We start from the raw sequence: 26,793 nt of genomic DNA on the forward strand, positions 1-26,793 counted from the left end.
AATTGATCACAAACAAACATTTACCCCTTTGTTTGACCGTGAAAAATTTCTCCCATCCCCTTTGTTGTCGTTAAGACATAATTAGAAACCGCGCTTATCCCGGCGCGGTTTCTTACTGCTTCAAAAAGGAACGTGCGTTCGTTTTAGCGCGAAAAAAAACACGGGAGAAACCCGTGCTATTTTTCGCATTGATAAAGCGGTCCGGCATCATGATGTCCGTTTATATAGCGCCAGAACATGCCGTGTTTCGCTTCCACTCTTTCGACTTTGCGGGCGAACGCGAGCTTTTTCATTTCCCGTTCCACCTCTTCCAGCGTCCAGTCGTAAACGACGGCAATTTCTTTGTCGGCTACAAATTGAAAGTATTCGATAAAAAGTTCGAGCGGAGGTGTTTGTGAAGGCTTCGGCTCATCACCGAGCATCTCAAACAATACTTCTTCGTAAATCTCGTATGAATAATTTCCGGTTACTTTTAAGCCTTCTCCTTCGCGGAGACTGTTAAAAAACGTAAGAGTCGGGACAGATGCCACTTCCATTTCGGCAGCGATTTTCAAATCGCATTGCAGGGCTTTCACGGCGCTCTGCGAATGAAGATCCCTTTTAAATTCCTCCAGATCGAGCTGTGTATGCTCTGCGATCGCCAGCAGCACCTGTTCCTCGGTGATATCCTGCCGATTGAGAAACAGGCTTTCCTGCATGCATCTCAAAAACTGCAGCCCTGCTTTTCTGCCTTGCAGTTCCGCCGCTTTTAAAGCGAGTGAAGCGAGGTATGGTGCGGAGAGCGCTTTGTCATGCAGGAGCGTCCCGTCACAAGACATGCCTGATCTGCATGCGATCTTTTCCCATGCCTCTGCGAGGCGGTGCTTTTTACGTTTCTGAACGTTCAGCGCTGTGATGCTGCATGCGGCGATGATCCTTAGTGTGAAAAAACGGCCGTAGCGGATTTTCAACTTTTTGATCGCCGGCTCCAAAGCCCAGCATTCGGGAGACAAAGGGTCGACAAACATATAAATTTCCATCGGTTTTTGCGGATGTCCATGGCAATGGGAGAAAAATTGGTCACGCTGATTTAGTGTCAATGTGAACCATCCTCTATTTTAGGCTGATTTACCATATGTCTGGCTGTCAATGTCAGCCTTTCAAAAAGAAATTCCCTTATTTCGCCCTTTAAACCGACATGATCCATTGCCTCTTTCATACACGAAAGCCATGCGTCTGCCCGTTCCGGTGTGATTGGAAACGGCAGGTGCCGCGCCCTCAGCATCGGGTGTCCGTGTTCTTCTGTATAAAGCGGCGGACCGCCTAAATATTGCGTTAAAAATTGCTTCTGTTTTCTTGCCGTTTCCGTTAAGTCGTCCGGAAAAATCGGGTAGAGCAGCGGATGCCGCTTTACACGCTCATAAAAAGTATCAACAAGTTGCGATAGAAGCTCTTCTCCAATCGCTTCATAAGGTGCGTTAAACGATTGTCCCATGTTGACTACTCCTTTTAATATGGCTAATAGGAAAATATACCGATTCCTATCGCAAAAAAATATTTATCTTGTGCATCATTTATTATTTCACGATTGTATATACTTATTTTAGCAACCTCGTTCCATTTCTACAAACAAACCGACTTCTGCCTGCGGGCGAAAATCGCTGTTTTGTTTCAAATATCATATCATATTCGCTTCTTAAATGTGTATTTTTAATACCGGGAGGATGAAAGAGGAGGTAAATGCAGGAAAAAAAGCCGGAAAGCGTCCTTTCCGGCTTAAGCGTAGTAATTTGAGGTGATTTTTTTTACATAATTTTGCGTTTCTTTAAAAGGGGGAATGCCTCCGTACTTTTGGACATTTCCCGGTCCGGCATTGTAGGCCGCTAATGCGAGGTTCACATTCCCGCTGTATTTATCGAGCATCTGCTTTAAGTATTTTGTTCCGCCTTCTATATTTTGTACGGGGTCAAAAGCGTTATTCACGCCGAGCGCTTTCGCCGTTGACGGCATGAGCTGCATCAGGCCCATGGCGCCGGCCGGGCTGACCGCTTTTTCCTGGTAGCGCGATTCCTGCTTGACGACGGCATGAATCAGCTTCTCATCGACTCCGTATTTTTCTGCGGCGTTTTTGATGATCTGGTCAATGCTCTGATTTTGGCCGCCGAAAGAGACGGGTTTCGCTGCGGCAGATGGGACGGCCGCAATTGCCGCAGGCTTTTCGGCTGTCAGCGGCGCCTGGAGCTGAGACCCTGTCGACACGGCCGGAACAACCGTGGGCTGTGAAGACTCCAAACCACCGACATTGCTTAAATATTGGTTTAAAATCGAGCTGAAATCAAAACCAGCATCTTCGGAACCGCTGTCTGAAGCCGGATAAAACGACCGTATCGCCTGTAGTTCCAAAAGGGCGGCCAAATGGTTGACGTTCATTGTTTTCCCACCTTATTGATCTTTAAGTTTTTGTTCATAAAATCGGACGATTTTATTTTTGGTTTCACGCTCAGGGATGCCGAACGATTTCAGCAGTTCAGAGAAATCCCGTTTTCCGCGTTCATAGTCTGTCACTTCGAATTCAACTTCAAAGTCTTCTACCATTAAGTATCGGCTGTGATCCAAAACAATTAAGCCCTGCGGCAATTTTTTTTCTGCACGGCTTGTCGCAAGCGTTCCGAAAAGGATGAGCTCGTCCGGTTGAATGCCGAGGCGCTTCAGGCGATCGTATACCGGTCCATGCGGAATCGTGAACGTTTCAAATTCGGGATTCCCGGTCAGCTCCTGGTGGGTTTCCATCAGACCTACAGGTGCCGGCTCTTTTAATGTCAGTACATATCGCTGCTGTTTTTCGCGAATTCTTAAAGCCGCTCCTTTTTCTTTTAAAGAAAAGGAGGACGTATCGTAATAATGGTTTTTTTGTATAACAAATTGCTCGGAAGTAAATTGATAATATGATTTGATTTTCTCAAATTCTTTTTTTGTCAGCATATTTTTAAATTCGATTTCAAGTTCCTGGTCCATTCTTTAATTTTTTCATCCTCTCAGCTGGTAAAATTGCATTTTCCTTATTATCTCTTGAGAAGGAACGTTTATCAATATTGAAGCTGATATGATAAAATGAATCTGTACTTTTATTGTAAAGGAGAGCATTATGCAGAACAGAATTGAGATTACAGAAGCCAATCTGCGAAACGACCGGCTGGTGTTGACCAGCGAAATCAATGACGGAGCGGAGCGGAAACCGGCCGGACGCATGCTGACAGACTCCGATCATTTTGCATTTGTATACATACTTGAACAGGACGATTCCTTTGAATACGTCATTTTAAACGAAGGCATCTGGTCCGATCTTAAAGCGGCCCTCGACGCCAATCTTCCTGTGTTTTTACATATCGGAAACACGGAGCTGGAGCTTAACGGGTTCCATGATGAGCTCGGATATTTAATAGAGAATATTAAAGATAATGCAAATTATGGCGAAGAAATGGAAGAGAGAGTGAAACGGATATTCCTCTAGAAAAAAAGGCGATGAAATTGGGGGAAGGTTTATGGACGAAAAACAATGGGAGCAATTTTTAGCGCCGTACCGGCAGGCTGTTGAAGAGCTGAAAGTGAAGCTGAAAGGGATCCGGACCCTTTACGAATACGAGGAGGAACATTCGCCGATCGAATTCGTGACAGGGCGGGTGAAGCCTGTTCCGAGTATTCTTGAGAAGGCCAAGCGGAAAAACATTCCTCTGCACAACATTGAAAGCATGCAAGATATTGCCGGGCTCAGAATCATGTGCCAATTTTTTGAGGATATTCGCATTGTCGTCGATATGCTTCTGGCGAGAAAGGACTTCACGGTCGTGGATAAGCGCGACTATATCGCGGAACATAAAGAGAGCGGCTACCGCTCCTACCACCTCGTCGTGCTGTACCCTTTGCAGACAATCAACGGGGAAAAACAGATTTTGGTTGAAATTCAAATCCGGACGCTGGCGATGAATTTTTGGGCGACAATCGAACATTCTTTAAATTATAAATACAGCGGCAACATTCCGGAAAAAGTAAAATTAAGGCTTCAAAGAGCTTCTGAAGCAGCATCAAGGCTCGATATGGAAATGTCCGAGATCAGGGGCGAGATTCAGGAGGCTCACGTGGCATTTTCACGCAAGAAAAAGGATGAGGATGACGGTTAGGGGAAAGGAGATGGAATGATGAAGTTTGCGGTATCGTCCAAAGGAAATGATGTTTCCGATTCATTAAAAAGCAAAATTCAAACATATCTGCTCGACTTCGGTCTTGAATGCGATGAAGAAGAGCCGGATATCGTCATTTCCGTCGGCGGTGACGGAACGCTTTTATACGCATTTCACAAATACAGCGGCCGCCTCGACAAAACGGCCTTTGTCGGGGTTCATACAGGACATCTCGGCTTTTATGCCGACTGGGTGCCGACCGAGATTGAAAAACTCGTAATCGCGATTGCGAAAACGCCGTATCAAATTGTTGAATATCCGGTTTTGGAAGTCATCGTCCGCTATAATGACGGCAGCGATGAAGCGAGATATTTGGCGCTGAACGAATGTACGATCAAGAGCATTGAAGGAACGCTTGTGACGGATGTCGAGATTAAAGGGGAACTTTTTGAAACGTTCCGCGGCGACGGCCTTTGTCTGTCGACTCCTTCCGGAAGTACGGCATATAACAAGGCGCTTGGCGGTGCGATTATTCATCCGTCCATCAGGGCGATCCAGCTGGCTGAAATGGCGTCGATCAACAACCGGGTGTTTCGGACGGTCGGATCGCCGCTCATTCTGCCTGAGCATCACACTTGTTTAATTAAACCGATAAATGATGTGACGTTTCAAGTCGCGATTGACCACTTGACATTGCTGCATAAAGACGTCAAGTCGATTCAATGCCGCGTCGCAAACGAAAATATCAGGTTTGCCCGCTTTCGGCCGTTTCCGTTTTGGAAAAGGGTCCAGGATTCCTTTATCGGAAAAGGAGAATAGGAAGGTTTGCTGTGAGCGATTTTTTGATGAAACAGATCATAACAGAAGAGGACAGCGGGGTTCTTTTGAAAGAATACGTCCAGCGGCTGGGCATTTCAAAAAGGATGCTGACGGACATCAAATTCGGAGGCGGCGATCTTTTGGTAAACGGCGGGCATGTAACGGTCAGATACGTTCTTCAAAAAGGGGACGAGCTCGTCATTCAGTTTCCTCCGGAAAAAATGAGCGAATCTTTGCAACCGGAAGAAGTGCCGCTTCATATTTTGTTCGAAGATGACCATGTCCTCGTCTTAAATAAACAGCCATGCATTTCGTCGATTCCCTCGCGTGAGCATCCATCAGGCAGTCTGGCGAACGGTCTGATTCATTATTACCAGCGGACGGGCGTACACGCGACCGTTCACCTGGTGAGCAGGCTTGACCGCGATACATCGGGTGTCATGCTTGTTGCCAAGCACCGCTTCGCCCACTCGCTTTTATCGGGGCTGCAAAAAAAGGGAGCCGTCAAACGGCAATATCGAGCGGTCGTCCACGGTTTGATCGCGGAAGAGCAGGGAACGATCGATGCGCCGATCGGGAGAAAATCATCGAGCATCATCGAGCGGGCGGTAATCCCGGACGGGCAAAAAGCAGTGACGCATTTTTGGGTGAACAGGCGTTTCAGCGGCATGACGGATGTCTCTATCCGTCTGGAAACCGGGCGAACCCATCAGATCCGCGTCCATATGAGTCATATCGGATATCCCTTGTGCGGTGATACGCTGTACGGGGGAACCCGCGGCTTCATCAATCGGCAGGCGCTCCACAGTGAGAGGCTGACATTTTTTCATCCGTTCACAATGGAAGAGCTGACGTTCCAAGCGCCGGTGCCGAATGATATGAGACAGTTGATAGAGAGCTGAATAGGCTCTCTATTTTTATGGCTCCATGCGGAATCTAGACTCATCATAAGGCAAAGAGGAGGGAACAGATTCGGTTGTCAGTTCCGGGAATCTGAAAGCGGTCAGCCTGTTGCCGAATACACAACCGGTATCGATATTAATTGTATGATGAATCATCCTCGGGTTTTTGACGGGAGTATGGCCGTATACAACCCACGGCTCGCCTCTGTAATGAGCGGCCCAGTCCCGTCTCACTGGCCGTCCGTCTGGCAGCGTTTCCCCTGTAATATCTCCGTAGAGCACAAACTGTTTTACTTTTCCGACAGGCTTTTTGCCGATGTCTTCCGCTTTGATGCCGGCATGTGCAACGACAAGTTCGCCGTTATGCAGGATCTCGTAAAGCGGAGCCTTTTCGTAAAGGCGCATGAAAAGGTCTCTGATATCCTTCTGTTTTTGTTTCGGAAGGTTTCTGTATTCGGCCGCCGTCGTTTCCAGCCCGTGCTGCAGCTTCACCGGATTTCCCTTGAAAAAACGGTACAGCTTGTTGCAATGATTGCCGGGCACATATCGCACAGCTCCATCTTCAACGGCCCGTCCTACAAATTCAACGACCTCCAGCGATTTTGGCCCTCTGTCAGTTAAATCCCCGAGAAAGACAAGTGTTCTGTTCTCCGGATGAACGGGAACTCCTGATGTCAGCGAGTAGCCGAGTTTTTCAATCAGCGCAATCATTTCGTCATAGCACCCGTGAATATCACCGATAACATCGTATTTCATGCGTTTTTTCGCCTCCAGTCCGTTTGTTTTTCATATGTATATACATTGCCCCAAGCCGTATAAATCAAGCTTCTGCAACTTTCTCCGGAGAAAATCAGGCATATTACTTTTTTTTCTGAGCGAGCATTGTTAAAATCAATTTTTACACCTGTGGGAAAAGAGTTTCGACGGTTCTTTTCCCACATGAAAATGTCAAAAATATGCCCCTTTTATTTTTAAAAAAGGGAACGCTAATCATACCCGGAAACCGGTTTTAGAGGAGGTACCAGTTTATGGAGCACACATCTGTCTCATCTTTAGTTGTCGTACTGATTATCGCATTTTTAACACCCATCCTGCTGCACCGTTTCAGGTTAAGCATACCGGTGGTTGTCGCTGAAATCATCATGGGTCTTATTATCGGAAAAAGCGGGTTCGATCTGGTTGCCCAGCACGATACTTGGCTCGAAACTTTATCGATGCTCGGATTTATCTTTTTAATGTTTTTAAGCGGGCTTGAAATCGATTTTTCCGTATTTGAAAAAGGTAAGAAAAAGCAGCTGCTTCCGAGCGGAAAGGAAGCGCCGAATACGTTTAAAACGGCTTCCGTCATCTTTATTGCCGTCTTTATACTATCGCTCGGCCTCTCCTACAGCTTTGTCATGGCAGGATTTATTGACAACGCCTTTTTAATGACGCTGATCATTTCAACAATTTCGCTTGGGGTTGTCGTTCCGACGCTGAAGGAAGAGCGGCTCATGAAGACGAATATCGGCCAGATTATTTTGCTTGTCGCCGTGATTGCCGATCTTGTCACGATGATACTGCTTGCGGTGTTCGCCTCAATCTACGGAGACGAAAACAGCAATATGTGGCTGCTGATGATTTTATTTGCCGCCGGCGTTGTTTTATACATTTTCGGCAGGGTATTTAAAAAGCGGCCTTTTGTCGAAGTGCTGTCAAAAGGCACGATCCAGATCGGCACAAGGGCGATATTTACGCTGATCATCGTACTCGTGGCGCTTTCCGAGTCGCTCGGTGCAGAAAACATTCTCGGCGCGTTTTTAGCCGGGGTGCTTGTTTCGCTGCTTTCGCCGAACAAAGAGCTCGTTCAGCAGCTTGATTCATTCGGCTACGGGTTCCTCATCCCGATCTTCTTTGTCATGACAGGCGTCAAATTGGACATTTGGTCGCTGTTTGGCAATCCGAAAATTTTAGTGATGATCCCACTTCTGTTTGTGGCTCTGTTAATCAGCAAAGTCGTTCCGGTGCTGTTTTTGAAAAAGTGGTATGACATGAAAACCGTGCTGGCTTCCGGTTTTCTCCTGACTTCCACGCTTTCTCTGGTGATCGCGGCGACAACGATCGGCGAGCGCATCGGCATCATTGACGCGCAGATGTCCGGCGCGCTGATTTTGGTGGCTGTCATTACATGCATCATCACACCGACCGGCTTTAAAAAATTAATGCCGAAAACGGAAAGCGAAAAAGAGAAAAAGACGATCACCTTTATCGGCGCGAATCAAATGACGCTGCCGGTCACGCTTGAACTTTCTCCAGAAGATTATCACGTCAGAATCCTGCATGTCCGGCAGGAAAAGAAGGAAGAAAAGCTGGCGGATCCGGTGTTTGACGTTGAAGTTTTGCCAGATTATGAATACGAAACGCTTCAATCATTCGGCGTTTTCCAAACGGATATACTCGTCGTGGCGACAGGCAGCGAAGAGCGCAATACAGGGATCGCCCTTTATGCGAAGGAGCAGAAAGTCGCGAGAATTATCGCCAGCGCAGATTCCCCAGACGCCGAATCGAGGCTGAAAGAAAACGGAATTGATACATTCTCCATTCTGCTTTCCACGAAAACGCTGCTGCGCGCGCTTATCGAGGCGCCTGGCGTTATGAAACTTTTGACGAACCAGGATGCGTCGCTGTATCAGATCAATATGAGCAATGAGCGATTTGACGGCGTCCTGTTAAGGGAGTTTCCGTTTACGGGAGATGTCATCTTCGTCCGGATTTTCCGCGGGGTTGACAGCATCGTGCCCCATGGGGATACAAGGCTGCAAATGGGTGACAGGCTGATCGCCACCGGTTCGCGCGAATATATTGCGGAATTGAAAAAAACGCTTGGAGACTGATGCTTGACCATTTTGCAATTCGTGATAAGATTAAAGTATAAACTGAATGAACAAGAAATGTTTTCCACTAGGGGAGTCCTTGATAAGGGCTGAGATAAAAGTTTGACTTTTAGACCCTCATAACCTGAACAGGTTCAAACCTGCGTAGGGAAGTGGCACGGTATTTGAGTATGTATATATGCAAATTCCAAACCACTTTCCTTGCGGGAAAGTGGTTTTTTTATGTTCAGAATCGAAGGAGGAGCCTTGAAATGAAGTTTTCAGAAGAATGCCGAAACAGCGCTGCAACTTGGTGGGAAGGGAGTTTTGTCCATCCGTTTATTCAAGGAATTGGAGACGGCACACTTCCGGTTGACCGATTTAAATACTATGTCATGCAGGATTCCTACTATTTGACCCACTTTGCCAAAGTCCAATCCTTTGGAGCGGCATATGCTCACGATCTATATACGACAAGCCGGATGGCCGAACACGCGAAAGGGACATATGAAGCCGAGATGTCGCTCCACAGGAAATTCACCGATCTATTGGGCATCACAAAGGAAGAGCTGGAGTCGTTTCAGCCGTCGCCGACAGCGTATGCGTACACATCGCATTTGTACCGTTCTGTCGTCAGCGGCAGTTTTGCGGAAATACTCGCTGCTTTGCTTCCTTGCTATTGGCTCTATTATGACGTCGGCGAAACGCTGAAAACGTGCAGGCCTGACAACGCGATTTATCAGGAATGGATCGCGACATACGGAGGAGACTGGTTTAAAAAATCTGTAACGGAACAGATCAACCGCTTCGATGAGCTGGCTGAAAACGCCGATGAGAAAACGCGCGCGAAGATGAAGGAGAATTTCGTCATCTCCAGCTTCTACGAATACCGGTTCTGGGATATGGCCTATCAAAAAGAAAGCTGGTCAAAAAGCGGGGTGGATCAGCTTGCATCTGCACGCGATCACCGATGACAAGCACTCCGTGGAAGAGCTTTCAGCAAAAATCATCTCGATTCACGATGCCGTTGACTTTATCCACATCAGGGAAAGGTCAAAAAAAGTAAGCGAAATATCAAGTTTGATCGATCGCCTGGCCGAAGAAGGCGTTGATAAGCGAAAGCTCATCATCAACGACAGGGTGGATATTGCTTTGTTTCATCATATTCACCGGGTTCAGCTGCCTTCACACGGCTTTTCCGTCAAAAGTGTAAGAAGCCGTTTTCCGCATTTGAAAATCGGAAAGTCCGTACATTCACCTGAAGAAGCGGTGCAGGCTGAAACTGAAGGTGCAGATTACGTGCTGTTCGGCCACATTTTTGAAACGGACTGTAAAAAGGGCCGGAAAGGAAGAGGAGCTCTGAGCTTGGCAGAAGTGAAGGCGGCTGTCCGCATTCCGGTCATTGCGATCGGAGGGATTACCGAACAACGTCTGGCGGAAGTCAAAATGGCAGACGGCATCGCCGTGATGTCGGGGATCTTTTCCCATGACAGACCGAATGAGGCGGCCGCGCGGCTTGCCAGTCTCGCGAAGGGAGATTCATATGAGAAAGCGCTATGATACGATCGTGATCGGCGGAGGCATCATCGGGACTTCCATCGCTTATCATCTTGCGAAAGCGGGGAAAAAAACGGCCGTGTTTGAAAGCGGGGAAGTCGGCAAAAAAGCGACGAGCGCGGCTGCGGGCATGCTCGGCGCCCATGCGGAATGCGATAAACCCGGTACCTTTTTCGAATTTGCCAGAGCCAGTCAAAAAGCCTATAAGCGCCTGACGGGGGAATTGAAAGACATAAGCGGCATTGATATCAGAAGGCATGACGGAGGGATATTAAAGCTGGCATTTTCAGAAAGCGACCGCGAACACCTGATGCAAATGGGTGCACTGGATTCTGTGGAATGGCTTGAAGCTGATGAAGTATATAAATTAGAACCGAATGCCGGAAAAGGAATTCTCGGCGCCAATTTTATCAGGGACGACGTCCATGTCGAACCGGCTGCAGTGTGCAGGGCATTTGCCAGGGGAGCCCGGATGCTCGGTGCAGATGTCTTCGAGTATACGCCCGTTTTATCGATAGAATCCGAAGCGGGGGCCGTCCGCGTCACGTCCGCTTCCGGCACAGCGGAGGCGGAGCACGCTGTCATTGCAAGCGGCGTGTGGAGCGGAGCTTTGTTTAAACAAATCGGCTTAGACAAAAGGTTTTACCCCGTCAAAGGGGAGTGCCTGTCCGTATGGAATGACGGCATCTCTTTGACGAGAACGCTTTACCATGATCATTGCTACATCGTTCCGCGCCATAGCGGAAGGCTTGTCGTCGGCGCGACGATGAAGCCCGGGGACTGGAATGAGCAGCCGGAACTTGGCGGAATCGAGGAGTTGATCCGAAAAGCCAAGTCGATGCTCCCTGGGATTGAATCCATGAAAATCGACCAATGCTGGGCCGGGTTGCGTCCCGAAACAGGGGATGGCAATCCGTATATCGGAAGACATCCTGAAAATGACCGGATTTTGTTTGCTGCCGGACATTTCAGAAACGGCATCCTCCTGGCACCTGCAACCGGTGAGATGATGGCAGACATGATCCTCGGCAATCCGGTCAAAACAGAGTGGATCGAGGCGTTTAAAGCGGAGCGAAAGGAGGCTGTGCACAGGTGAACATTCAGCTCAACGGCCGGAAAATAGAGTGGAGAGACGACGGCGGCACGATTTACGATTTGCTCGAGTCCTACAATCTGGAAAATCGTGTTGTCGTTGTTGAAAAAAACAGGCAGATTATCGGAAAAGACCAATATCAATCAGTCAAACTGGAAGAACACGATGTCATCGAAATCGTTCATTTTGTCGGAGGGGGATAAACCGTTATGTTAAAAATCGCAGATCGTCAATTTTCATCAAGATTATTGCTCGGTACAGGGAAGTATCCGTCATTTGAGATTCAAAAAGAGGCCGTCAGCGCATCTGAATCGGAGATCCTGACGTTTGCCGTCAGACGGATGAATATTTTTGAAGAATCTCAGCCTAATTTTTTGGAGCAGCTCGATTTAAGCCGTTATACGCTTTTGCCGAATACGGCAGGAGCAAAAACGGCTGAGGAAGCCGTCCGGATCGCCAAGCTTGCCAAAGCAAGCGGTCTTTGCGACATGATCAAAGTCGAAGTGATCGGCTGTGACCGTTCGCTTCTGCCGGACCCGGTAGAAACGCTGAAGGCGTCAGAAACCTTGCTTGAAGAAGGCTTCATTGTACTGCCGTATACATCGGATGATGTCGTCCTCGCGAGAAAACTTGAAGAGCTCGGCGTGCACGCCATTATGCCCGGGGCCTCTCCGATCGGTTCGGGACAAGGAATCATCAATCCGCTCAACCTGTCGTTCATCATTGAACAGGCTAAGGTTCCCGTTATCGTGGATGCCGGAATCGGTTCTCCGAAAGATGCGTCATACGCAATGGAACTCGGTGCTGACGGGGTACTTTTGAACACGGCAGTGAGCGGGGCGAAAGATCCGGTCCAAATGGCGAAGGCTATGAAGCTTGCCGTTGAAGCGGGCAGGCTCGGATATCTTGCCGGACGAATTCCGGAAAAGAACTACGGCATCGCCAGCAGCCCTGAAGAAGGGAAGTTGACGATTTGACCGGCAGGTATTCAAGACAGGAGCTCTTTCACCCGATCGGACCGGACGGCCAGGAAAAATTAAGCCGCGCCCGCGTCCTCGTGATCGGTGCTGGGGCTTTGGGCGCGGCCAGCGCAGAAATGCTGGTGAGGGCCGGGGTCGGTTCGCTGACGATAGCCGACAGAGATTATGTGGAATGGAGCAATCTCCAGCGCCAGCAGCTCTATACGGAACAGGATGTGATTGATCATATGCCAAAGGCCGCCGCCGCTGAAAAAAGGCTGCGCCTGATCAACAGCTCTGTTCAAGTAACCGGAATCGTAGTGGATGTTACTGCGGAAAAAGCGCTCGAGCTTGCGGAGGAAGCGTCCCTGATCGTCGATGCGACGGATAATTTTGAAACACGGCTGATCATGAACGACGCGGCGGTCAAATTAGGCATCCCTTTCCTGTACGGCGCGTGTGTCGCAAGCTATGGCATCACATATAGCGTAATTCCGGGAAAAACGCCGTGTCTTCATTGTCTTTTGGGGCATTTGCCTGCGAATACCATGACGTGCGACACAGCAGGGGTGATCGGTCCGGTCGTCCAGCAGGTTGCCGCATACCAGGTAACAGATGCCCTGAAGCTGCTGACCGGGCATGAACCGTCAGGGATGCTCCGCTCATTTGATATTTGGACAAATGAGCGGTCTGAAGTCCGGGCTGACACGCTTAAACATGAGACATGTCCGACGTGCGGAAAAGGCGAGTTTCCGTTTCTTTCAGCTGAAAACGAAACAAAAGCAGCCGTTCTTTGCGGCAGACAAACGGTTCAGATCAGGCCGGCCGCGGAACAGCCGCTGGAACTGGAATCGCTTGCTGCCAAATTAAAAAAAGCCGGTTTAAATGTGACGGGAAATCCTTATTTAGTTTCCTGCCGTGCGGAGGATTTTAAGTTCGTGATTTTTCGGGATGGACGTGCTTTAATTCACGGAACGAATGACATCAATCGCGCGAAAACGATATATCACAGGTGGATTGGCTAAAAGGCCGAAGGGAGTGCAAACATCATGAGCATATATAAAGCATTAACAATCGCCGGATCGGATTCAGGAGGCGGAGCCGGCATTCAAGCCGACATTAAAACATTTCAGGAGCTTGGCGTCTTCGGCATGACAGTTTTGACAGCAGTCACTGCGCAAAATACAACAGGGGTTCACGGCGTCTACCCGCTTTCTCCGGAAGCGCTCGGCGCACAGATTGATGCAGTGGCAGAAGATTTAAAACCTGACGCCGTGAAAACAGGGATGCTGTGGAGCGCGGAGATGATTGAGGTCACTGCTGAAAAAATTGCAGCATATGAGCTTAAACGTGTGATCGTCGATCCTGTCATGATCGCCAAAGGCGGCGCTTCACTATTGAATGAGGAAGCTGTTGAAACATTGAAACGGCGCCTTCTTCCGCTTGCTTATGCGGTAACGCCAAACATTCCCGAAGCCGAAGTGCTGACAGGGAGAAGCATTCAAACAATGGAAGACCGCAAAAAAGCAGCTCGTGACTTGCATGAAATGGGCGTCCGCAACATTATCATCAAGGGAGGTCATCAGCCTGAGGATGGCAAAGTAACCGATCTCCTCTTCGACGGAGAGACGTTCACAGAAAAAACCAATTCCTATATTAAGACGAAAAATACCCATGGAACAGGCTGTACATTTGCCGCGGCTCTTACGGCGCAATCAGCGAAAGGAAACGGGATTCAAGGAGCTTTCCGCATCGCTGAGGCTTTCGTCCACGAAGCGGTTGTACACAGCCTTGATTTTGGAGCCGGCCACGGACCGACCAACCATTTTGCATATCAAAAGTTATCCAACGCAGGGTTGGAACTGTAGTCCCGCAATAAGAAAGAATCAATATCGCGGCAGAGCATCAAAAACGGCCTCTGCCGCTTTTTATATTCTGAAATTGTCAGCCTGCTATTAATTGTGATACTATATATTATGATCAGGTACTAATAAAATGTTAATCATTAGGAGGATTTCATACATATGAATTTATCACTAGAAGGCCGGAATATCGTCGTCATGGGTGTAGCAAATAAACGAAGCATCGCATGGGGAATCGCCCGCTCGCTTCACAATGCAGGCGCAAGGCTGATTTTTACGTATGCGGGCGAGCGGCTTGAAAAATCGGTCAAGGAGCTGGCTGATTCTTTGGAGCGAAACGATTCAATCGTACTTCCTTGTGATGTCACTAATGACCAGGAAATTGAAGCATGCTTCGCCGACATCAAAAAAGAAGTCGGGGTCATCCACGGCATTGCACACTGCATCGCTTTCGCCAACAAAGAAGACTTGGCTGGCGAATACTTAAATACTACCCGCGACGGTTTTCTGCTCGCACACAATATCAGCTCCTACTCTCTGACAGCGGTCGCTAAAGCGGCGCGCGGCATCATGACTGAAGGCGGAAGCATCGTCACGCTGACATACCTTGGCGGCGAGCGCGTTGTATCCAACTACAATGTCATGGGTGTTGCGAAAGCATCGCTTGATGCCAGCGTCAAATACTTGGCGAGCGATCTCGGAAAAGACGGAATCCGCGTCAACAGCATTTCCGCAGGGCCGATCCGGACATTGTCCGCAAAAGGAATCAGCGACTTCAACTCGATTTTAAAAGAAATCGAAGAGCGCGCGCCGCTTCGCCGCACAACGACTCCGGAAGAAGTCGGCGACACGGCTGCTTTCCTGTTCAGCGACCTTTCCCGCGGTATGACCGGCGAAAACCTGCATGTTGATTCAGGCTATCATATCATCGCGCGATAACATAACGCTAAAAAGCAATCCGCTAAAGGATTGCTTTTTCTTTTCTTCTGATTTCTCCTTTTTTGCATATAGATATACCATGAACAGATCGGAGGGATCAAGATGTCTAGCAGAAAAAACGATGCGGAGCAAAAGCCGCTCATGTATATTGTGCAGCCGGACTATGATAAGGCAGAAGCGAACATGCAGGATATTCTGATTAAAAGAAAGAAGAAAGCAAAGCCTGACGCTTCCGAACAAAAAGCCCGGCGAAAGGAACAGCAGGATGAAGCCGTCCGGCCAGACGAAAAGGATGGCGCCGAAGCGGTGCTTAGCGATGAGGCGAATCGGTCAGAAAAAGGAGTCAAACCGATTAAAAAGCCGCTCAGCAAGATGACCATCGCCGAGAAAATCGACTTTTTGGCAAGCCTTCCCGGCAATATGCCGAAAACTCTTTGCCTCATTGAAGCAGACGGGAAGACATACAGAGGAACGATCGCCGGAAAGAAAGGCGGTTCCGTATTTGTCAAAACGTCGAGCAAAGGGGCTCCGGCGGAACTGCAAATCGAGAGTATTACTTCCTTGCACCCGCTTGGCTTTTAAATTACACGATAAAAAAAGTCCCGATTCAGGGACTTTTTAATTTGAACGATTGATCAGTTTTGGATTTAAGCATTCGATCGCACAGAAGCATTCCAGATCCACTTCGACGCAGAAATTTGTTTTTTCCAAGCGGAACACATCGCAAATTTTGTCTTTATCTTCTGTGAAATCGAGAACGCGGCGATTTTCATCAAAGGCAATCAACAGTCTCAATGTAGCGCAGCAGTCGTCAATCTTTTCAACTCTGAAAAACACGGTGCTGAAGCAAGGGCCTGCCTGAAGCTCTCCGACATTTCCAAAGGCTACGAACGGCTTAGACTTTGAAGTGTATAAAATAAACGGAATGGTGTCGCCTAAGTGTCTCGAAGGGGAAAGCAGGTTGCTGAAACAGCTTGTCGGGCAGCCTTCTTCCTCAATGGCGTTTTGCAGATCGTGAATGTTTTCAACGGCTTCGCACACGCAGTTTTCGGCTGAACATTTCGTCATGTTATGATCCCTCCTAGTTCAGGATTTAAAAATTCATTTTTCGGCCTGGCTTTTCTATTGGTAAAAGGAGCTGCCGAAAGCCGGCAGCTTTCGTGAAAAGACTGGCATCAAGCCGATTATAACAGCCGGCTTGATGCAGTCCGACACCTTTTAACCGTGGTGCTGATTGTGTTTTTTGTCTGCTGCGCGATCAACTAGTTCAGGTGACAGACATTGAATCGCGCAGAAACAAGTCAAGTCAACCTCGATGCAAAAGTCCGTTTTCTCAAGCCCGAAAAAGTCAGGGTCACAAGGATGGCAGACGCTTAATGTGTCGCCGTTTATGTCCACAGGCCTCAGGATTGAAAGCGTTGCACAGCAATCTTTTAGACTTTCTGCCCGGAAGAAAATCGATTCGAAGCACTGCATATCATCTGAAAATCCGCCGACATTTCCAAATGTTGAAAATAAACCGCCTTTTTTGTCGTACAAAAGGAACGGAATGGTGTCTTTACCGGAAACCGTCGGACTCAGCAGATTGCCGAAGCAGCTCGTCGGACATGTTTCTTCAACTGCATCCTGTTCTTTTATAATTTGTTCTACTGCATCGCATACACAATTTTCATGCCGGCCATGATGTTTTCCGCAGCTCATGGATTTCAGCTCCTTTTTATAGGGATATTTGACTTTAGTCTTTAACAACATATGTACCCGTGCCCTTGTTGGTGTGGGTAATCGTCTATAAAAATGAAGAAAAGCAGAGCTTGATGGCTCTGCTTTTTTGTATTAAAGGAGTCCGACGATAAGTGTTGCGATAACAACGGTAAGCGTTTGGACAGCTGTAGAGACCAAGACGGCGACATCGGTATCTTCTGTTGTAACTGTGACATCGCGTGAATTGTCGATAATTAATTTTTGACGGTTTGTTTGCTTGTTTGCTGTTACCTGCAGCAAGTCTTGTGATACAAGCTCGGCAAGATCAGCATCGTCAATGATTGCCAGAACGATTGTAACAATTGCCGTCTGCACCGCAGTCATAACAGATGCGACAACTTGAGTATCCTCTGTAGAGACTCGGATATCGCAAGAATCCTTGATGATGATTGTCTCATCTGACAGCTGTTTGTTCAGGTTGAGCTGGTCGAGCTCCTGATTGATAAATGCATCGTGTTTACCGCACTTGCAGTTGTAATCGTCACAAACGTGTTTCTTAGGGTGTCTCGGATAATACTCAGTTCCCGGATGCTCGCATTCTGGATCTAGCGCAACCCAAGAATATGGTCTAGTTTCCATTTGTTTTCCTCCTTCCATTTACTATTATTAAATGTTTGAAGGCTCGAACTTGTATATGGCAGATACCCTACTCCAAATCCCCATTTTTTTCTTCGGTTTGGGCGGTGTTCTCCTGCTGCCTTCTTTGTCTCAGCTTTTCTCTTAATTTATTTTTACCTGAACGTTCTCTTCTTCGTCTCGGGCGTTCTTCGGATTGTGATGATGATTCATTGTTCGCTTCTTTCTTCTTTTCCTGCTGCCGCTGGATGAGAGCCTCGGACTGCGCCTTTAAATCTTCGAGTATTTTTAAGATGTTTTCTTTTTCTTCCTCAGACAGCGTTCGCACATTGTCTTTTGAAACGCCGTGTTTTCTAAGGATATTTTGCACAAGCGTATTTGTCAGCGGATTTACTTCCGCTTTAAGCTTTTCGCGATCTGCCAATTGTTTTTCACCTCAATTTCTCAAAAAATATTAGAAAGAAAGGAAGGCTTAAAGTATGTCAAGCTCTGTGATAAGCGCGATCAGCACTTCGGTTAAAACTTGGACGGAAAGCAGGATCTCCAGCGAGGAAAGCGTAATGGTGACATTGCGGCTGCCGATGACTTTGATGATGACTCTTCTCCTGCTTTGCAGCCTGTGTACGGCTAAAACATGTTCTGTTACGATGTCTGCTGTATCCTCGTCTTCGATCGCAAGCTGAGCCGATAAAATCGTCAAAGAGATCACAGTGGCTTGTAAAGAGAGAGCTGCTGTTATGTTTGCCGTGTTTACAGTGACATGTTCGGAATCAATCACTTCAATGAGCTGGTCATATTCCCGGTATAATTCGTCAAATGTTTCTGCGTACAGCGCTTCGGCTTTTTCATGAAACGACATAACTTTCACTCCTTTCTTATCCACACTTTATTAAATGCAGACCGGTAACTTAGCGGAATGAGGAAAACATACATTTCAGCACCCAAATTTGCTGTTTTAGGGAAGGCGGTTCCGGCATATATTTGGAAGCAGGAAAGGGGGAGCCCTGTGATACAAAGCTGGCTTTTATATATTCTATTTTCTATCGCGGTATTTCGGCTGACACGGCTGGTCGTGTTTGATACGATCATGGCGCCGTTTAGAAGCCTGTTTCACGAAGAGGTTGAAGAAAAAAACGAAAAAACGGGAGAGACCGAGACATATCTTGTCATGAAAGGAAAAGGCGTGAGAGCGTGGATCGGCGAGCTGTTGAGCTGTTATTGGTGCACGGGTGTGTGGTGTACCGCGTTTTTGCTTGTTCTTTACGCATTTGTTCCGACCATTGCCGAATGGCTGATTCTTCTGCTTGCCATAGCAGGCCTTGCTGGGGTACTGGAAACGATCGTGTCCAAATGGCTCGATTGAATGGGGATTTATCATTGGCAACTTATGAAAAGAAGACTCATATAATGGCGTATAAGCATGAGAAAGGAAGGAATGCAATGAGACAAGTGAAAAGAAGGCAGCAAGGCCGATTAACGAACGCTTCCAGCAATCATCAGTCCACTTTCTCAAAAAAAGTGAAGAAAAAAGGCTGCGGATGCGGCAAAAAAAAGAGAACCTATTAATATCAAAAAAAGCCGGATACAGTCCGGTTTTTTTGTTGCCAATTTTTCTTCTGATGCATACACCATCATAAGGGGGAAAAGCGATGAATGTATTTGAACAGCTGGTTGAATCAATATGCCGTAAGCACGATCAAACGCAAGCCGGCCATGACCGGGTGATCTTTGAGCAGCAGAAGGAACTGGAGACATTTGACCGTTCTGCCGAACACTTCGGCAGGCAGGTCGAAGCGTTTGCAGAGAATGCTGAAAAATGGCTGGGAGAGGACGTGAGTCTGCCGGGCATCTATAAATAATCCACGGAAGCCCTATGCATCAATCCAAGCGAATCCTATCAACTGTCATATCGTGTAGAGAGAAAAGGAGGTGCTTTAGATGGGCTTTTGTGGCGGAGGCTACGGCGGCGGCTACAGCGGGGGCTATGGCGGCGGCTATGGTTCAACGTTTGTATTGATCGTTGTCTTGTTTATTCTTCTCATTATTGTCGGCGCTTCTTTTAAATATTAGTTTTTGAGTTGAAGCGAAGAGGGCGGCGGCATGTGTGCCGGGTCCTCTTCTTTTTGAACGGGAAAAGCACAAGGCTTTTCAAAGATGCATAAGATAGCGTATCACTCCCAAAAAGGAGGCATAGGTATGGACAATCAATTTTTCAAAAACATCGAAAAGAAAACGGGCGTCAGCATGAATGACGTCATGCAGCTCGCAAATTCGCTGCAAAATGCCAACTTCAAGGATGAAAAAACGGTCCGCAGCGTGATTAAGCGCGTCGCTAAATTGGCGAACAAACGGGTTCCGCAGGAAATGGAAGATAAGATTGTTGAATCCATTGTAAGCGGCAAGGAAAAAATGGATTTCAACACGATCGCGAAAATGATGAACAGCAAAAAATAAACACCGCGCCTTCCGATAAAAGGAGGGCACGGTGTCTTTTATTGCAGCTGGACCTGGGGATTCGGGCGTAAAACAGGCTGTAAAAACCTTGAGCGGTATGCCGTTCTGCCCCTTCTGACGGAAGGGACGCTGATATACAGGCGATCCTCGGCCCGGGTCATGGCGACATACAGCAGCCTCCGCTCTTCTTCAAGAGCGGTTTCGTCGCCTTTTCTCGCTGTCTCAAGGGCAAAGTCATGCGGAATCGAGCCGTCCTGCACCCCCAGGATATAGACCGTTTTGAATTCAAGCCCTTTCGCACGGTGGATTGTTAAAAGCTGAACACCGTATCCGTCAGCTTTTTGCTTTTCCGCTGCTCTCATATGATCGACATGCTCAAGAAATTCGGGGATCGTTTTGAATTTTTTTGCCGCTGTTTTGAGATCCCGCAGATCGTCAGACCCTTTTTCGAGCTTGTTCCCTTCGTTTCCGCGCTTTTTCAGGTAATCGGAAAAGCCCATCTTTTCTTCTGCGAAAGAGATGGCTTCAACCGGCTTCATCGTTTTTAAGCCTGGGAAAAAAGGAACGATTTTTTTTATTTTATCAAGCTGAAACGGTTTAATGTCAGTCAATTTTTCAAGCGCCTGAACCATCGTGCAATCTTCGGTAATCGAGAGCGCTTTAAGCGTATTTAATGCGGACTGCTTGAGAAAGAGGGCGGGTAAAATCTGTTTGACGGCTTCCGCGTCATCCTGATTATGGCTTAAGTAGAGATAAGCCAGGATCTGCCGGACGATCCTCCTGCTGTAAAACGACCGGACGCCTTGTTCAGCCGTGTACGGAATAGCTGACTGGTGCAGACGTTCAAAGATTGCGCGCCCGCTGCTGTTTGTCCGGTATAGGATGGCGAAGTCATCAGGCTTAGCGCCCATTTCAATTTTTTCTTGGATATCAGAGACGATCATAATCGCTTCTTCCTCTTCATCATAAGGATAAAATATAAGCGGTTTTTGGCGGTCATCTCTCGCGGCACTTAATGTTTTCGGAAAACGCTTTTTATTTTTCCTCACGACCATATCAGCGCTTGCCACAATCGGATGGCTCGATCTGTAATTCGTCGTGAGGCGGACCGTTTTCGCCTTCGGATAATCTTTTTCAAAATCGAGTATAAAAGAAGGGCTGCTGCCTCTGAACGCGTAGATTGACTGGTCATCATCCCCGACACAGGTCAGGTTGTTTTCCGGGCTCGCCAACAGCTTGATGATGGCATACTGAACAGGGTTAATGTCCTGAAATTCGTCGATCAAAATCGCGTGAAAGCGCGTCTGATATCGTTTTAAAATGTCTGGCTGTTCTTGAAACAGCTGCCAGCATGCAGATGCCATATCGTCGAAATCGAATTGGCGCCGCGCAGCTTTTTGTTCTTCATATTGACGGTACAGACGGTGAACCCGCTTTTCCCATTCGTCTTCCAGCGGAATCTGTTCGCCCGGAAGATAAGCGTTCTTCCAGTAGCCGATCTGCTGGATCGCCTGATCAACCGGAAAATCTTTTTCATCAAGCCCTTCTTCGGCAAGGGCCATTTTGATGTATTGTTCTTTTTGCCATTCCCATTTCAGCAGGTGCTCGCCATTCCATCTTGCCGGATCATGGTGATAAAGAATTTTGTAGAAAAAGCTGTGGAAGGTGCCTGTCACGAGGCGGTTCACAGTCTGCATCGGCAATCCGTATTGCGAGGCCATCCGCTCTTTCATTTTTTTCACGGCTTTTGTCGTGAATGTGACGAGCAAAATGGCGGAAGGCGGGATATCGAGCCGGGATATCATATAAGCCGCTCGCGCGGTTAATACCCGTGTTTTTCCGCTTCCCGCGCCGGCCAGAACGAGAAGGGGTTCTTCGGGGGCCGTCACGGCGGCAAGCTGTTTCTCATTCAGCGGCACATTCGGAAAGACCGGTTCCGGGGCCGTTTCTTCCGCTGGGGAGAAAGGAGAATGGATGGAAGCTTCGCGAGGCGGCGTCCAGAAGTCCGCATCCGTCTTCTTTTCCTCTCCGATCGCTTTGCCTTTCGGGAGACGGAACACGCCGCTTTCTGTATAGTCGTTCTGTCTGGATTGCTCTGTCTTCTCGTTTAAGCAAGCTGCTTCACATTGAGAAAAATCCCCGTTTTCCCGGTGGAAAAAATGTGGTTCTTCATGAATCGACAATTTCAGTCTGAGAGGCAAGCCGCAATGTTTACACGTGATTCTGTCTTTTCTTGCTTCATCAAAGAGGAATTGCAGGTGTTCTCTCGAATATGTATGTATATGAATGTCTCGGTTATTGAATCGGGCGCATTTCAAAAAGAGGTCCTCCAATTAATGGGTAATCGTCTAGTGTTATGAGACAACGTCTATCATATCAAATGAAAACCGTTTAAAACAGTAGATTTTTGGGAATTAAAGCTGATGAGGAGGAGATCGAATGGGATATTTGCCGCCTGTCCATCATGATCAATATACACAGTACGCCAATCGCAGCATCAGCCAAAAATCGAACTATGCGCATATACAAAAAACCGCCAATATCCCAAGCGAGCGCGCCTACCGCGAAGTCGAAAAAAGAGAGGAAAACCAGACTGCGGCTTTTAGGCGGGTCTTGGAAAAGAAGCGAAAAAAAACGCTGAACCGCCGTGTTGCGGAAAAGGCGGAAAGCGGACGCTACGTTAACGAGTCCGTTTGAAAGATGAAACAAACCCCGGCTTTTATACCGGGGTTTTCGTTATTTTTTGCGCAGTTTTTTGAGTCCGAAATACAGAATAATCATAGCGGCCGCTCCGATCATAATCGGAGTCGTGTACGTTCTCGCCACATTTTCAACATGGTCCCACTGGCTGCCGAGCTGTATGCCGAGGTAGACGAATAATATCGACCACGGTATGATGGCCAGCACGGTCAGACCTGTGAATTTTAAAATCGGCATTTTCGCAATTCCTGCCGGAATGGAGATGGCGTGCCTGACCACGGGAATGAAGCGGGCGGAAAAGACAACGCCTCCGCCGTATTTCTCAAACCATTTTTCGGCCGTTTGAATGTGATGCTTTTGGATCAATAAGTACTTTCCGTATTTGTATAAAAACGGCCTTCCGCCGTAATAGCCGATCCAGTATAAAAACAATTGAGCAATCGTTCCCCCGATGACGCCGGCGATCACGGCCCCTGTCATCGTAATGGAGCCGCTTGACACCAAGTATCCGCCGTAGGCCAGTACGATTTCACTCGGGATGATTTCGATCATTAAACCGATTGCAATGCCGAAATAGCCAAGATCGGTCAGCCACATTAAAATATCATTCACTATGCTTCCCATTTTCGTTTTTTCTCCCTGCTTTTGATTTCATCAGCCGAACGTTGGAGCAGCCGCCGGGATGTTTCCCTGCCGCCCGCGCGGGATACAAGCGAATCTCAAAAACCGTCCGGATGCGCCCTGTGCCATTGCCACGCGCTTTGAATGATGGTTTGTAAATCGCTGTATTGCGGCTTCCATCCGGTATCTTCCATCAGTGTCCGGCTGTCCGCCACAAGCACTGGCGGATCCCCCGCTCTGCGCTCGTCCGTTTTTGCTGCAATGCTTCGCTCTGTCATGTTTTCCGCGGTTTCAATGATTTCTTTTACGGAATGTCCGGCTCCTGTCCCTACATTATAAACATTTTGCTTCAGTCTGTCTTCATATAACCTGTCAAGAGCCGCCAGGTGGGCGGAAGCCAGATCGAGGACGTGAATATAATCCCTGATGCATGTTCCGTCCGGTGTCGGGTAATCATCTCCGAAAATGGACAGCTGCTTTCGCTGTCCCAAAGCCGTCTGCAGGACGAGGGGAATGAGATGGCTTTCAGGATCGTGATCCTCGCCGATAGCTCCGTTTAAAGCGGCGCCGGCCGCGTTGAAGTAGCGGAGGGCTGCCCATTTGACACCGTGCGTTTTCCCGACCCAGTGCAAGTATTTTTCGATCACCAGCTTCGATTCCCCGTAAGGATTGACAGGGGAGAGGGGGGCTGTCTCTTTGATCGGGACGTTCTCCGGGATGCCATATACGGCGGCGGTCGACGAAAAGACGATGTTTTTGACGCCTTCCTTGATGACCGTTTCGAAGAATGCACAAGACTTGAGCGTGTTTTCCCTAAAGTAGAGCTCAGGCTTTTCGATCGATTCGGACACAAGGCTTTTGGCGGCGAAATGGATGACAGCATCGACATCATGATGTTTGATGACGGCTTTGACAAGTGCCGTATCACCGATATCGCCTTCGTAAAAGCTGATCCCGCTGACGGCTTCCCTGTGTCCGGTAGATAAATTGTCAAGCACGACGACGGAGCGGTTTTGCTTTGTTAATTCGAGTACGGTATGGCTGCCGATGTATCCGGCTCCCCCTGTAACGAGTACGGATGTCATTGCCATGCTCCTTTCTGCGCCTCTTTTTTTAGGACGCTTTCCAGGTAGGCGAGCATTTTTGGCCGCATCTCGTCCCGCATAAGAGCGATTTCCGTACTCGCTTTAAAACTGCCCAGCTTGTCGCCGATATCAAAGCGGCTTCCTTCCAATTTGCGCACATACATGCTTTGTTCCCGGCAGATTTCCCTTAGTGCGTCAGTCAGCTGAATTTCATTTCCCGCACCGCGCTTCGTTTGTTCGAGCACAGGGAAAATCGAAGGCCTCAGCACATAGCGGCCCATAACCGCGATATTTGAAGGGGCTTCTTTGACAGACGGCTTTTCCACAAGATCGTCAATTTGATATACTTTGTTCTTTTGCGCGGACGTCTGAATAATGCCGTATTTGCTCACGTCCGCCGGATCGACTGGCTGAACGCCGATTACTTCTGTCTGATATTCTTCAAATACTTCGAGCAGCTGCCGAAGCGCCGGCGTTTCTGACACCATGATGTCGTCGCCGAGAAGGACGGCAAACGGCTCATCACCGATGAAATGCTTGGCCGATAACACCGCATGTCCGAGACCGAGGGGCTCCTTTTGCCGGATATAATGAATATTCGCCATATCGGCGATGTCGCGTATCTCTTTTAACACATCATTTTTTCCTTTGGCGAACAGATTTTGCTCCAGTTCGATAGAGCGGTCAAAATGGTCTTCAATCGAACGCTTATTTCTTCCTGTAATGATAAGGATGTCTTCTATTCCTGATTGAACAGCTTCTTCCACGATATATTGTATAGCCGGTTTATCGACAATCGGCAGCATTTCTTTCGGCTGCGCTTTTGTTGCCGGCAAAAACCTTGTACCCAAACCGGCTGCTGGGATGACTGCTTTTTTTACTTTCATGGTTATTCACTCCTGGTCTTTTTTATGAATCTGTTCCGGGTTTTTGAAACACCCAAAGCCTGTTTCCGATAAAGTTGATCGCCATTCATGCGACTGTTGCGGACATTTTGCTGACAAAAAGGGAAAGGCCGGCTTTTTGAAAAATATACAGAAGGACAAATGTAGCGCCCGCTGCTGCAAGATTGATTATGATAAACCGGACGATTTCCGCGCCATGCGCTTTTTCCTTTACTTGAAACGTCCATGTCCGATTCCAGATATAGCTGTTTGCTACGCCTGCCGAATAGGAAAACAGCTGTGCGGCCAGATAGGGTACGCGGAGGGACGTAAGGATGAAAAACACGGCGAAATCAACGAGTGTGTTTCCGGCTCCGACTATCCCGAAACGGGCGAGTGTGGTGATGTTTTTTTTGTTCATAACGGCATTCGGCTGTTTACCTCCCGTCTATTTTGTGTGGGGCTTCGTAAAAGCTTAGAAACAACTTTAATAGACAATGTTGAATAAACGATAAACAAAAGATGAACAAACTATGAAATGTTTTCTGAGGAAAAGAAAAACCGTTCCGCTTAAAAAGCGGAACGGTTACTTTTTGACCATTTTGACATGGGGGATATTCGCATCTAAAAATTCTTCAGACACGACTTTATAGCCGTGTTTTTCGTAAAAGGGAACAGCCTGTGTCTGCGCGTTCAGCATGAATTGAACCGCGCCTTGCTTGGCGGCTTCCTCTTCAAGCGCCTGAATGATCAGGTTGCCGATGCCGAGGGAGCGGTGGCTTTTCAGTACACAGATTCGTTCAAGTTTGCCATAGCCGTCGACAAGCCGTAGCCGGCCAGCGCCGATCGGCTCTTTTCCGTCATAGATGACGAGATGTGAAGATTCCTGATCGAGATGATCCATTTCTTCTTCCGGTGATACGTGCTGCTCCTTGATAAAGACTTCCTTTCTAACAAAGAAGGCGTCTTCAAGCTGTTGTTGATTCTTCACAATGACGGCTTCCACTGGCTTTCTTCACGCTCCTAAAATAAAAGTTTCATAGACGGTCCATGATCCGTTGTCCAATTGGTAAAGCAGATGAAAGCGGTCGATGACTTCTTCGTGCGACGCGTCTCTCATTTTCAGCGTGCCGAGGACGTCGGAATGCTCATCATCTGACAGCTTTTGTGCGACTGTGACATGGGGAACAAACGCATATTCGGGTTTGTCTTCCAAAACGCCGCTGTACATTTTTTCATGAAGCTGCGTCAATTCTTCTGTCGGTTCGGCTTTCATATAGATGACATTATTGACAGGGGCAAAGGAACTGAATTTTGTAATCTTCAGCGTGACCGGTTTCAGCTCTTTTGAAAGTTCCCTCAGGTGTCCTACGACGCTCGCGATCTCGTCTTCGGACACTTCAAAAGGTGTTCTTAATGTAAGGTGGGGCGGAATTAAAGCGTAATTCGGGTCATAGCGTTTTCGGTAGGAATTTGCAATGTCCTGAAGTTTTTTTGATGGAAATAGCACAATACCGTATTTCATTTTGTTCCCTCCTTAAACAATTGATATGGTTTAGTATATCAAAGATG

36 protein-coding genes, 1 pseudogene and 1 riboswitch are annotated in these 26,793 nt (G+C 47.8%); of the genes and pseudogenes, 20 read left to right on the forward strand and 17 right to left on the reverse strand.

Features of this window, described 5'->3' with window-relative positions; all coding sequences use genetic code 11:
- Positions 1-176: 176 nt before the first annotated feature.
- The 4 genes from spxH to MKY62_RS06300 all read right to left on the reverse strand — a co-directional run bounded on the left by spxH (position 177) and on the right by MKY62_RS06300 (position 2,994).
- A complete protein-coding gene (gene spxH / locus MKY62_RS06285; protein ID WP_003180650.1) occupies positions 177-1,079 on the reverse strand; it encodes a protease adaptor protein SpxH in 903 nt (300 codons plus the stop codon).
- On the reverse strand, positions 1,076-1,474 hold the full coding sequence (locus tag MKY62_RS06290) for a thiol management oxidoreductase (protein ID WP_339613996.1): 399 nt from the start codon (positions 1,472-1,474) through the stop codon (positions 1,076-1,078). The genes spxH and MKY62_RS06290 overlap by 4 nt, the downstream gene beginning before the upstream one ends.
- 281 nt (positions 1,475-1,755) lie before the next feature.
- Positions 1,756-2,409, reverse strand: coding sequence for a lytic transglycosylase domain-containing protein (locus tag MKY62_RS06295; RefSeq protein ID WP_003180655.1), 654 nt, complete (start codon positions 2,407-2,409; stop codon positions 1,756-1,758).
- 12 nt (positions 2,410-2,421) lie between these two features.
- Positions 2,422-2,994 (reverse strand): CYTH domain-containing protein, encoded by a 573-nt coding sequence (locus MKY62_RS06300; protein WP_003180657.1) that lies wholly within the window; start codon positions 2,992-2,994, stop codon positions 2,422-2,424.
- A 130-nt stretch (positions 2,995-3,124) separates the two neighbouring features.
- On the opposite strand from MKY62_RS06300, the gene MKY62_RS06305 reads away from it, so the two are divergent.
- The 4 genes from MKY62_RS06305 to MKY62_RS06320 are packed head-to-tail and all read left to right on the forward strand — an operon-like array spanning position 3,125 to position 5,878.
- Positions 3,125-3,490 (forward strand): hypothetical protein, encoded by a 366-nt coding sequence (locus MKY62_RS06305; protein ID WP_003180659.1) that lies wholly within the window; start codon positions 3,125-3,127, stop codon positions 3,488-3,490.
- 31 nt (positions 3,491-3,521) lie between these two features.
- Positions 3,522-4,157 carry a GTP pyrophosphokinase family protein gene (locus MKY62_RS06310; protein ID WP_003180661.1) on the forward strand — a complete coding sequence of 212 codons (636 nt, stop codon included), beginning with the start codon at positions 3,522-3,524 and terminating at the stop codon, positions 4,155-4,157.
- A gap of 18 nt (positions 4,158-4,175) precedes the next feature.
- Positions 4,176-4,976, forward strand: a complete 801-nt coding sequence (locus MKY62_RS06315; protein WP_035334049.1) for an NAD kinase — start codon at positions 4,176-4,178, stop codon at positions 4,974-4,976.
- An 11-nt stretch (positions 4,977-4,987) separates the two neighbouring features.
- A complete protein-coding gene (locus MKY62_RS06320) occupies positions 4,988-5,878 on the forward strand; it encodes an RluA family pseudouridine synthase (RefSeq protein WP_003180665.1) in 891 nt (296 codons plus the stop codon).
- Positions 5,879-5,893: 15 nt separating this feature from the next.
- Here the strand turns inward: MKY62_RS06320 and prpE are convergent, their stop codons facing one another.
- On the reverse strand, positions 5,894-6,634 hold the full coding sequence (gene prpE / locus MKY62_RS06325) for a bis(5'-nucleosyl)-tetraphosphatase PrpE (RefSeq protein ID WP_003180667.1): 741 nt from the start codon (positions 6,632-6,634) through the stop codon (positions 5,894-5,896).
- A 272-nt stretch (positions 6,635-6,906) separates the two neighbouring features.
- Here prpE and MKY62_RS06330 point away from each other — a divergent pair, with 272 nt between their 5' ends.
- From MKY62_RS06330 to MKY62_RS06375, 10 genes are all read left to right on the forward strand, one after another.
- The gene (locus MKY62_RS06330; protein WP_003180670.1) at positions 6,907-8,751 is read left to right on the forward strand and encodes a monovalent cation:proton antiporter family protein; all 1,845 of its coding nucleotides are present in this window, start codon (positions 6,907-6,909) and stop codon (positions 8,749-8,751) included.
- Between the two features lie 59 nt (positions 8,752-8,810).
- A riboswitch (TPP riboswitch) is annotated at positions 8,811-8,919 on the forward strand.
- 83 nt (positions 8,920-9,002) lie between these two features.
- Positions 9,003-9,704: a thiaminase II gene (gene tenA, locus MKY62_RS06335; RefSeq protein ID WP_003180672.1), complete on the forward strand. Its 702-nt coding sequence runs from the start codon at positions 9,003-9,005 to the stop codon at positions 9,702-9,704.
- On the forward strand, positions 9,679-10,290 hold the full coding sequence (tenI, locus tag MKY62_RS06340) for a thiazole tautomerase TenI (RefSeq protein ID WP_003180673.1): 612 nt from the start codon (positions 9,679-9,681) through the stop codon (positions 10,288-10,290). The genes tenA and tenI overlap by 26 nt, the downstream gene beginning before the upstream one ends.
- Positions 10,274-11,383 carry a glycine oxidase ThiO gene (gene thiO / locus MKY62_RS06345; RefSeq protein ID WP_003180677.1) on the forward strand — a complete coding sequence of 370 codons (1,110 nt, stop codon included), beginning with the start codon at positions 10,274-10,276 and terminating at the stop codon, positions 11,381-11,383. Before tenI ends, thiO begins: the two co-directional genes overlap by 17 nt.
- Positions 11,380-11,583, forward strand: a complete 204-nt coding sequence (thiS, locus tag MKY62_RS06350) for a sulfur carrier protein ThiS (protein ID WP_003180678.1) — start codon at positions 11,380-11,382, stop codon at positions 11,581-11,583. The genes thiO and thiS overlap by 4 nt, the downstream gene beginning before the upstream one ends.
- Positions 11,584-11,589: 6 nt before the next feature.
- The gene (locus tag MKY62_RS06355) at positions 11,590-12,357 is read left to right on the forward strand and encodes a thiazole synthase (RefSeq protein ID WP_003180679.1); all 768 of its coding nucleotides are present in this window, start codon (positions 11,590-11,592) and stop codon (positions 12,355-12,357) included.
- The gene (locus MKY62_RS06360) at positions 12,354-13,364 is read left to right on the forward strand and encodes a thiazole biosynthesis adenylyltransferase ThiF (RefSeq protein WP_339613997.1); all 1,011 of its coding nucleotides are present in this window, start codon (positions 12,354-12,356) and stop codon (positions 13,362-13,364) included. The genes MKY62_RS06355 and MKY62_RS06360 overlap by 4 nt, the downstream gene beginning before the upstream one ends.
- Before the next feature lie 24 nt (positions 13,365-13,388).
- Entirely contained in the window at positions 13,389-14,207 is an 819-nt protein-coding gene (gene thiD / locus MKY62_RS06365; protein WP_003180685.1) for a bifunctional hydroxymethylpyrimidine kinase/phosphomethylpyrimidine kinase, read from the forward strand.
- Positions 14,208-14,363: 156 nt separating this feature from the next.
- Positions 14,364-15,140, forward strand: a complete 777-nt coding sequence (gene fabI / locus MKY62_RS06370; protein ID WP_003180687.1) for an enoyl-ACP reductase FabI — start codon at positions 14,364-14,366, stop codon at positions 15,138-15,140.
- A 102-nt stretch (positions 15,141-15,242) separates the two neighbouring features.
- Positions 15,243-15,722, forward strand: a complete 480-nt coding sequence (locus MKY62_RS06375) for a CotO family spore coat protein (protein WP_003180690.1) — start codon at positions 15,243-15,245, stop codon at positions 15,720-15,722.
- Positions 15,723-15,758: 36 nt separating this feature from the next.
- Here the strand turns inward: MKY62_RS06375 and MKY62_RS06380 are convergent, their stop codons facing one another.
- The 5 genes from MKY62_RS06380 to MKY62_RS06400 form a co-directional block, all read right to left on the reverse strand.
- The gene (locus MKY62_RS06380) at positions 15,759-16,208 is read right to left on the reverse strand and encodes a CotY/CotZ family spore coat protein (protein ID WP_339613998.1); all 450 of its coding nucleotides are present in this window, start codon (positions 16,206-16,208) and stop codon (positions 15,759-15,761) included.
- A gap of 150 nt (positions 16,209-16,358) precedes the next feature.
- Positions 16,359-16,841, reverse strand: coding sequence for a CotY/CotZ family spore coat protein (locus tag MKY62_RS06385; RefSeq protein ID WP_003180694.1), 483 nt, complete (start codon positions 16,839-16,841; stop codon positions 16,359-16,361).
- A 132-nt stretch (positions 16,842-16,973) separates the two neighbouring features.
- Complete coding sequence (locus MKY62_RS06390) at positions 16,974-17,480, reverse strand: spore coat protein (protein WP_003180696.1); 507 nt, start codon at positions 17,478-17,480, stop codon at positions 16,974-16,976.
- A gap of 67 nt (positions 17,481-17,547) precedes the next feature.
- Positions 17,548-17,901 carry a hypothetical protein gene (locus tag MKY62_RS06395; RefSeq protein WP_003180698.1) on the reverse strand — a complete coding sequence of 118 codons (354 nt, stop codon included), beginning with the start codon at positions 17,899-17,901 and terminating at the stop codon, positions 17,548-17,550.
- 48 nt (positions 17,902-17,949) lie between these two features.
- On the reverse strand, positions 17,950-18,336 hold the full coding sequence (locus tag MKY62_RS06400) for a spore coat protein (RefSeq protein ID WP_003180700.1): 387 nt from the start codon (positions 18,334-18,336) through the stop codon (positions 17,950-17,952).
- A 147-nt stretch (positions 18,337-18,483) separates the two neighbouring features.
- On the opposite strand from MKY62_RS06400, the gene MKY62_RS06405 reads away from it, so the two are divergent.
- The 5 genes from MKY62_RS06405 (at position 18,484) to MKY62_RS06425 (ending at position 19,931) form a co-directional block, all read left to right on the forward strand.
- Positions 18,484-18,840, forward strand: a complete 357-nt coding sequence (locus tag MKY62_RS06405; protein WP_003180704.1) for a DUF1360 domain-containing protein — start codon at positions 18,484-18,486, stop codon at positions 18,838-18,840.
- Positions 18,841-18,917: 77 nt separating this feature from the next.
- Entirely contained in the window at positions 18,918-19,043 is a 126-nt protein-coding gene (locus MKY62_RS06410; RefSeq protein WP_254926386.1) for a hypothetical protein, read from the forward strand.
- An 83-nt stretch (positions 19,044-19,126) separates the two neighbouring features.
- Positions 19,127-19,336 carry a hypothetical protein gene (locus MKY62_RS06415; RefSeq protein WP_003180706.1) on the forward strand — a complete coding sequence of 70 codons (210 nt, stop codon included), beginning with the start codon at positions 19,127-19,129 and terminating at the stop codon, positions 19,334-19,336.
- A 79-nt stretch (positions 19,337-19,415) separates the two neighbouring features.
- Positions 19,416-19,547: a YjcZ family sporulation protein gene (locus tag MKY62_RS06420; protein WP_020450965.1), complete on the forward strand. Its 132-nt coding sequence runs from the start codon at positions 19,416-19,418 to the stop codon at positions 19,545-19,547.
- 126 nt (positions 19,548-19,673) lie between these two features.
- Positions 19,674-19,931, forward strand: coding sequence for a stage VI sporulation protein F (locus MKY62_RS06425; RefSeq protein ID WP_003180710.1), 258 nt, complete (start codon positions 19,674-19,676; stop codon positions 19,929-19,931).
- Positions 19,932-19,969: 38 nt separating this feature from the next.
- On the opposite strand, the gene MKY62_RS06430 is transcribed toward MKY62_RS06425, so the two are convergent.
- Positions 19,970-22,249 (reverse strand): ATP-dependent helicase, encoded by a 2,280-nt coding sequence (locus tag MKY62_RS06430; RefSeq protein ID WP_339613999.1) that lies wholly within the window; start codon positions 22,247-22,249, stop codon positions 19,970-19,972.
- A gap of 121 nt (positions 22,250-22,370) precedes the next feature.
- On the opposite strand from MKY62_RS06430, the gene MKY62_RS06435 reads away from it, so the two are divergent.
- Positions 22,371-22,628, forward strand: coding sequence for a hypothetical protein (locus MKY62_RS06435; protein WP_003180714.1), 258 nt, complete (start codon positions 22,371-22,373; stop codon positions 22,626-22,628).
- A gap of 39 nt (positions 22,629-22,667) precedes the next feature.
- Here the strand turns inward: MKY62_RS06435 and MKY62_RS06440 are convergent, their stop codons facing one another.
- The 6 genes and pseudogenes from MKY62_RS06440 to MKY62_RS06465 form a co-directional block, all read right to left on the reverse strand.
- Positions 22,668-23,255 carry a DedA family protein gene (locus MKY62_RS06440; RefSeq protein ID WP_003180716.1) on the reverse strand — a complete coding sequence of 196 codons (588 nt, stop codon included), beginning with the start codon at positions 23,253-23,255 and terminating at the stop codon, positions 22,668-22,670.
- A gap of 95 nt (positions 23,256-23,350) precedes the next feature.
- Positions 23,351-24,337: a UDP-glucose 4-epimerase GalE gene (galE, locus tag MKY62_RS06445; RefSeq protein WP_003180718.1), complete on the reverse strand. Its 987-nt coding sequence runs from the start codon at positions 24,335-24,337 to the stop codon at positions 23,351-23,353.
- Positions 24,334-25,230 (reverse strand): UTP--glucose-1-phosphate uridylyltransferase GalU, encoded by an 897-nt coding sequence (galU, locus tag MKY62_RS06450; RefSeq protein WP_167511163.1) that lies wholly within the window; start codon positions 25,228-25,230, stop codon positions 24,334-24,336. Before galU ends, galE begins: the two co-directional genes overlap by 4 nt.
- Before the next feature lie 82 nt (positions 25,231-25,312).
- A pseudogene (locus MKY62_RS06455) lies at positions 25,313-25,642 on the reverse strand (GtrA family protein); the annotation flags it as partial.
- Between the two features lie 165 nt (positions 25,643-25,807).
- Complete coding sequence (locus MKY62_RS06460; protein WP_003180726.1) at positions 25,808-26,227, reverse strand: GNAT family N-acetyltransferase; 420 nt, start codon at positions 26,225-26,227, stop codon at positions 25,808-25,810.
- Between the two features lie 9 nt (positions 26,228-26,236).
- Positions 26,237-26,746: a YjcG family protein gene (locus MKY62_RS06465; protein WP_003180728.1), complete on the reverse strand. Its 510-nt coding sequence runs from the start codon at positions 26,744-26,746 to the stop codon at positions 26,237-26,239.
- Positions 26,747-26,793 lie beyond the last annotated feature (47 nt).

Source organism: Bacillus sp. FSL R7-0646 (genome assembly GCF_037969865.1).
In the GTDB taxonomy this organism is placed as follows: domain Bacteria; phylum Bacillota; class Bacilli; order Bacillales; family Bacillaceae; genus Bacillus; species Bacillus licheniformis.

Coding starts and splice junctions, on each gene's coding strand:
- MKY62_RS06465 (WP_003180728.1), bottom strand. CDS start 26,746: ATGAAATACGGTATTGTGCTATTTCCATCAAAAAAACTTCAGGACATT.
- galE (WP_003180718.1), bottom strand. CDS start 24,337: ATGACATCCGTACTCGTTACAGGGGGAGCCGGATACATCGGCAGCCAT.
- MKY62_RS06440 (WP_003180716.1), bottom strand. CDS start 23,255: ATGGGAAGCATAGTGAATGATATTTTAATGTGGCTGACCGATCTTGGC.
- MKY62_RS06380 (WP_339613998.1), bottom strand. CDS start 16,208: ATGACGAAATGTTCAGCCGAAAACTGCGTGTGCGAAGCCGTTGAAAAC.
- MKY62_RS06295 (WP_003180655.1), bottom strand. CDS start 2,409: ATGAACGTCAACCATTTGGCCGCCCTTTTGGAACTACAGGCGATACGG.
- fabI (WP_003180687.1), top strand. CDS start 14,364: ATGAATTTATCACTAGAAGGCCGGAATATCGTCGTCATGGGTGTAGCA.
- MKY62_RS06390 (WP_003180696.1), bottom strand. CDS start 17,480: ATGGAAACTAGACCATATTCTTGGGTTGCGCTAGATCCAGAATGCGAG.
- MKY62_RS06400 (WP_003180700.1), bottom strand. CDS start 18,336: ATGTCGTTTCATGAAAAAGCCGAAGCGCTGTACGCAGAAACATTTGAC.
- MKY62_RS06385 (WP_003180694.1), bottom strand. CDS start 16,841: ATGAGCTGCGGAAAACATCATGGCCGGCATGAAAATTGTGTATGCGAT.
- MKY62_RS06305 (WP_003180659.1), top strand. CDS start 3,125: ATGCAGAACAGAATTGAGATTACAGAAGCCAATCTGCGAAACGACCGG.
- tenA (WP_003180672.1), top strand. CDS start 9,003: ATGAAGTTTTCAGAAGAATGCCGAAACAGCGCTGCAACTTGGTGGGAA.
- MKY62_RS06375 (WP_003180690.1), top strand. CDS start 15,243: ATGTCTAGCAGAAAAAACGATGCGGAGCAAAAGCCGCTCATGTATATT.
- MKY62_RS06355 (WP_003180679.1), top strand. CDS start 11,590: ATGTTAAAAATCGCAGATCGTCAATTTTCATCAAGATTATTGCTCGGT.
- prpE (WP_003180667.1), bottom strand. CDS start 6,634: ATGAAATACGATGTTATCGGTGATATTCACGGGTGCTATGACGAAATG.
- MKY62_RS06330 (WP_003180670.1), top strand. CDS start 6,907: ATGGAGCACACATCTGTCTCATCTTTAGTTGTCGTACTGATTATCGCA.
- MKY62_RS06300 (WP_003180657.1), bottom strand. CDS start 2,994: ATGGACCAGGAACTTGAAATCGAATTTAAAAATATGCTGACAAAAAAA.
- MKY62_RS06315 (WP_035334049.1), top strand. CDS start 4,176: ATGAAGTTTGCGGTATCGTCCAAAGGAAATGATGTTTCCGATTCATTA.
- MKY62_RS06310 (WP_003180661.1), top strand. CDS start 3,522: ATGGACGAAAAACAATGGGAGCAATTTTTAGCGCCGTACCGGCAGGCT.
- MKY62_RS06435 (WP_003180714.1), top strand. CDS start 22,371: ATGGGATATTTGCCGCCTGTCCATCATGATCAATATACACAGTACGCC.
- thiO (WP_003180677.1), top strand. CDS start 10,274: ATGAGAAAGCGCTATGATACGATCGTGATCGGCGGAGGCATCATCGGG.
- MKY62_RS06290 (WP_339613996.1), bottom strand. CDS start 1,474: ATGGGACAATCGTTTAACGCACCTTATGAAGCGATTGGAGAAGAGCTT.
- MKY62_RS06410 (WP_254926386.1), top strand. CDS start 18,918: ATGAGACAAGTGAAAAGAAGGCAGCAAGGCCGATTAACGAACGCTTCC.
- MKY62_RS06415 (WP_003180706.1), top strand. CDS start 19,127: ATGAATGTATTTGAACAGCTGGTTGAATCAATATGCCGTAAGCACGAT.
- MKY62_RS06425 (WP_003180710.1), top strand. CDS start 19,674: ATGGACAATCAATTTTTCAAAAACATCGAAAAGAAAACGGGCGTCAGC.
- thiD (WP_003180685.1), top strand. CDS start 13,389: ATGAGCATATATAAAGCATTAACAATCGCCGGATCGGATTCAGGAGGC.
- MKY62_RS06420 (WP_020450965.1), top strand. CDS start 19,416: ATGGGCTTTTGTGGCGGAGGCTACGGCGGCGGCTACAGCGGGGGCTAT.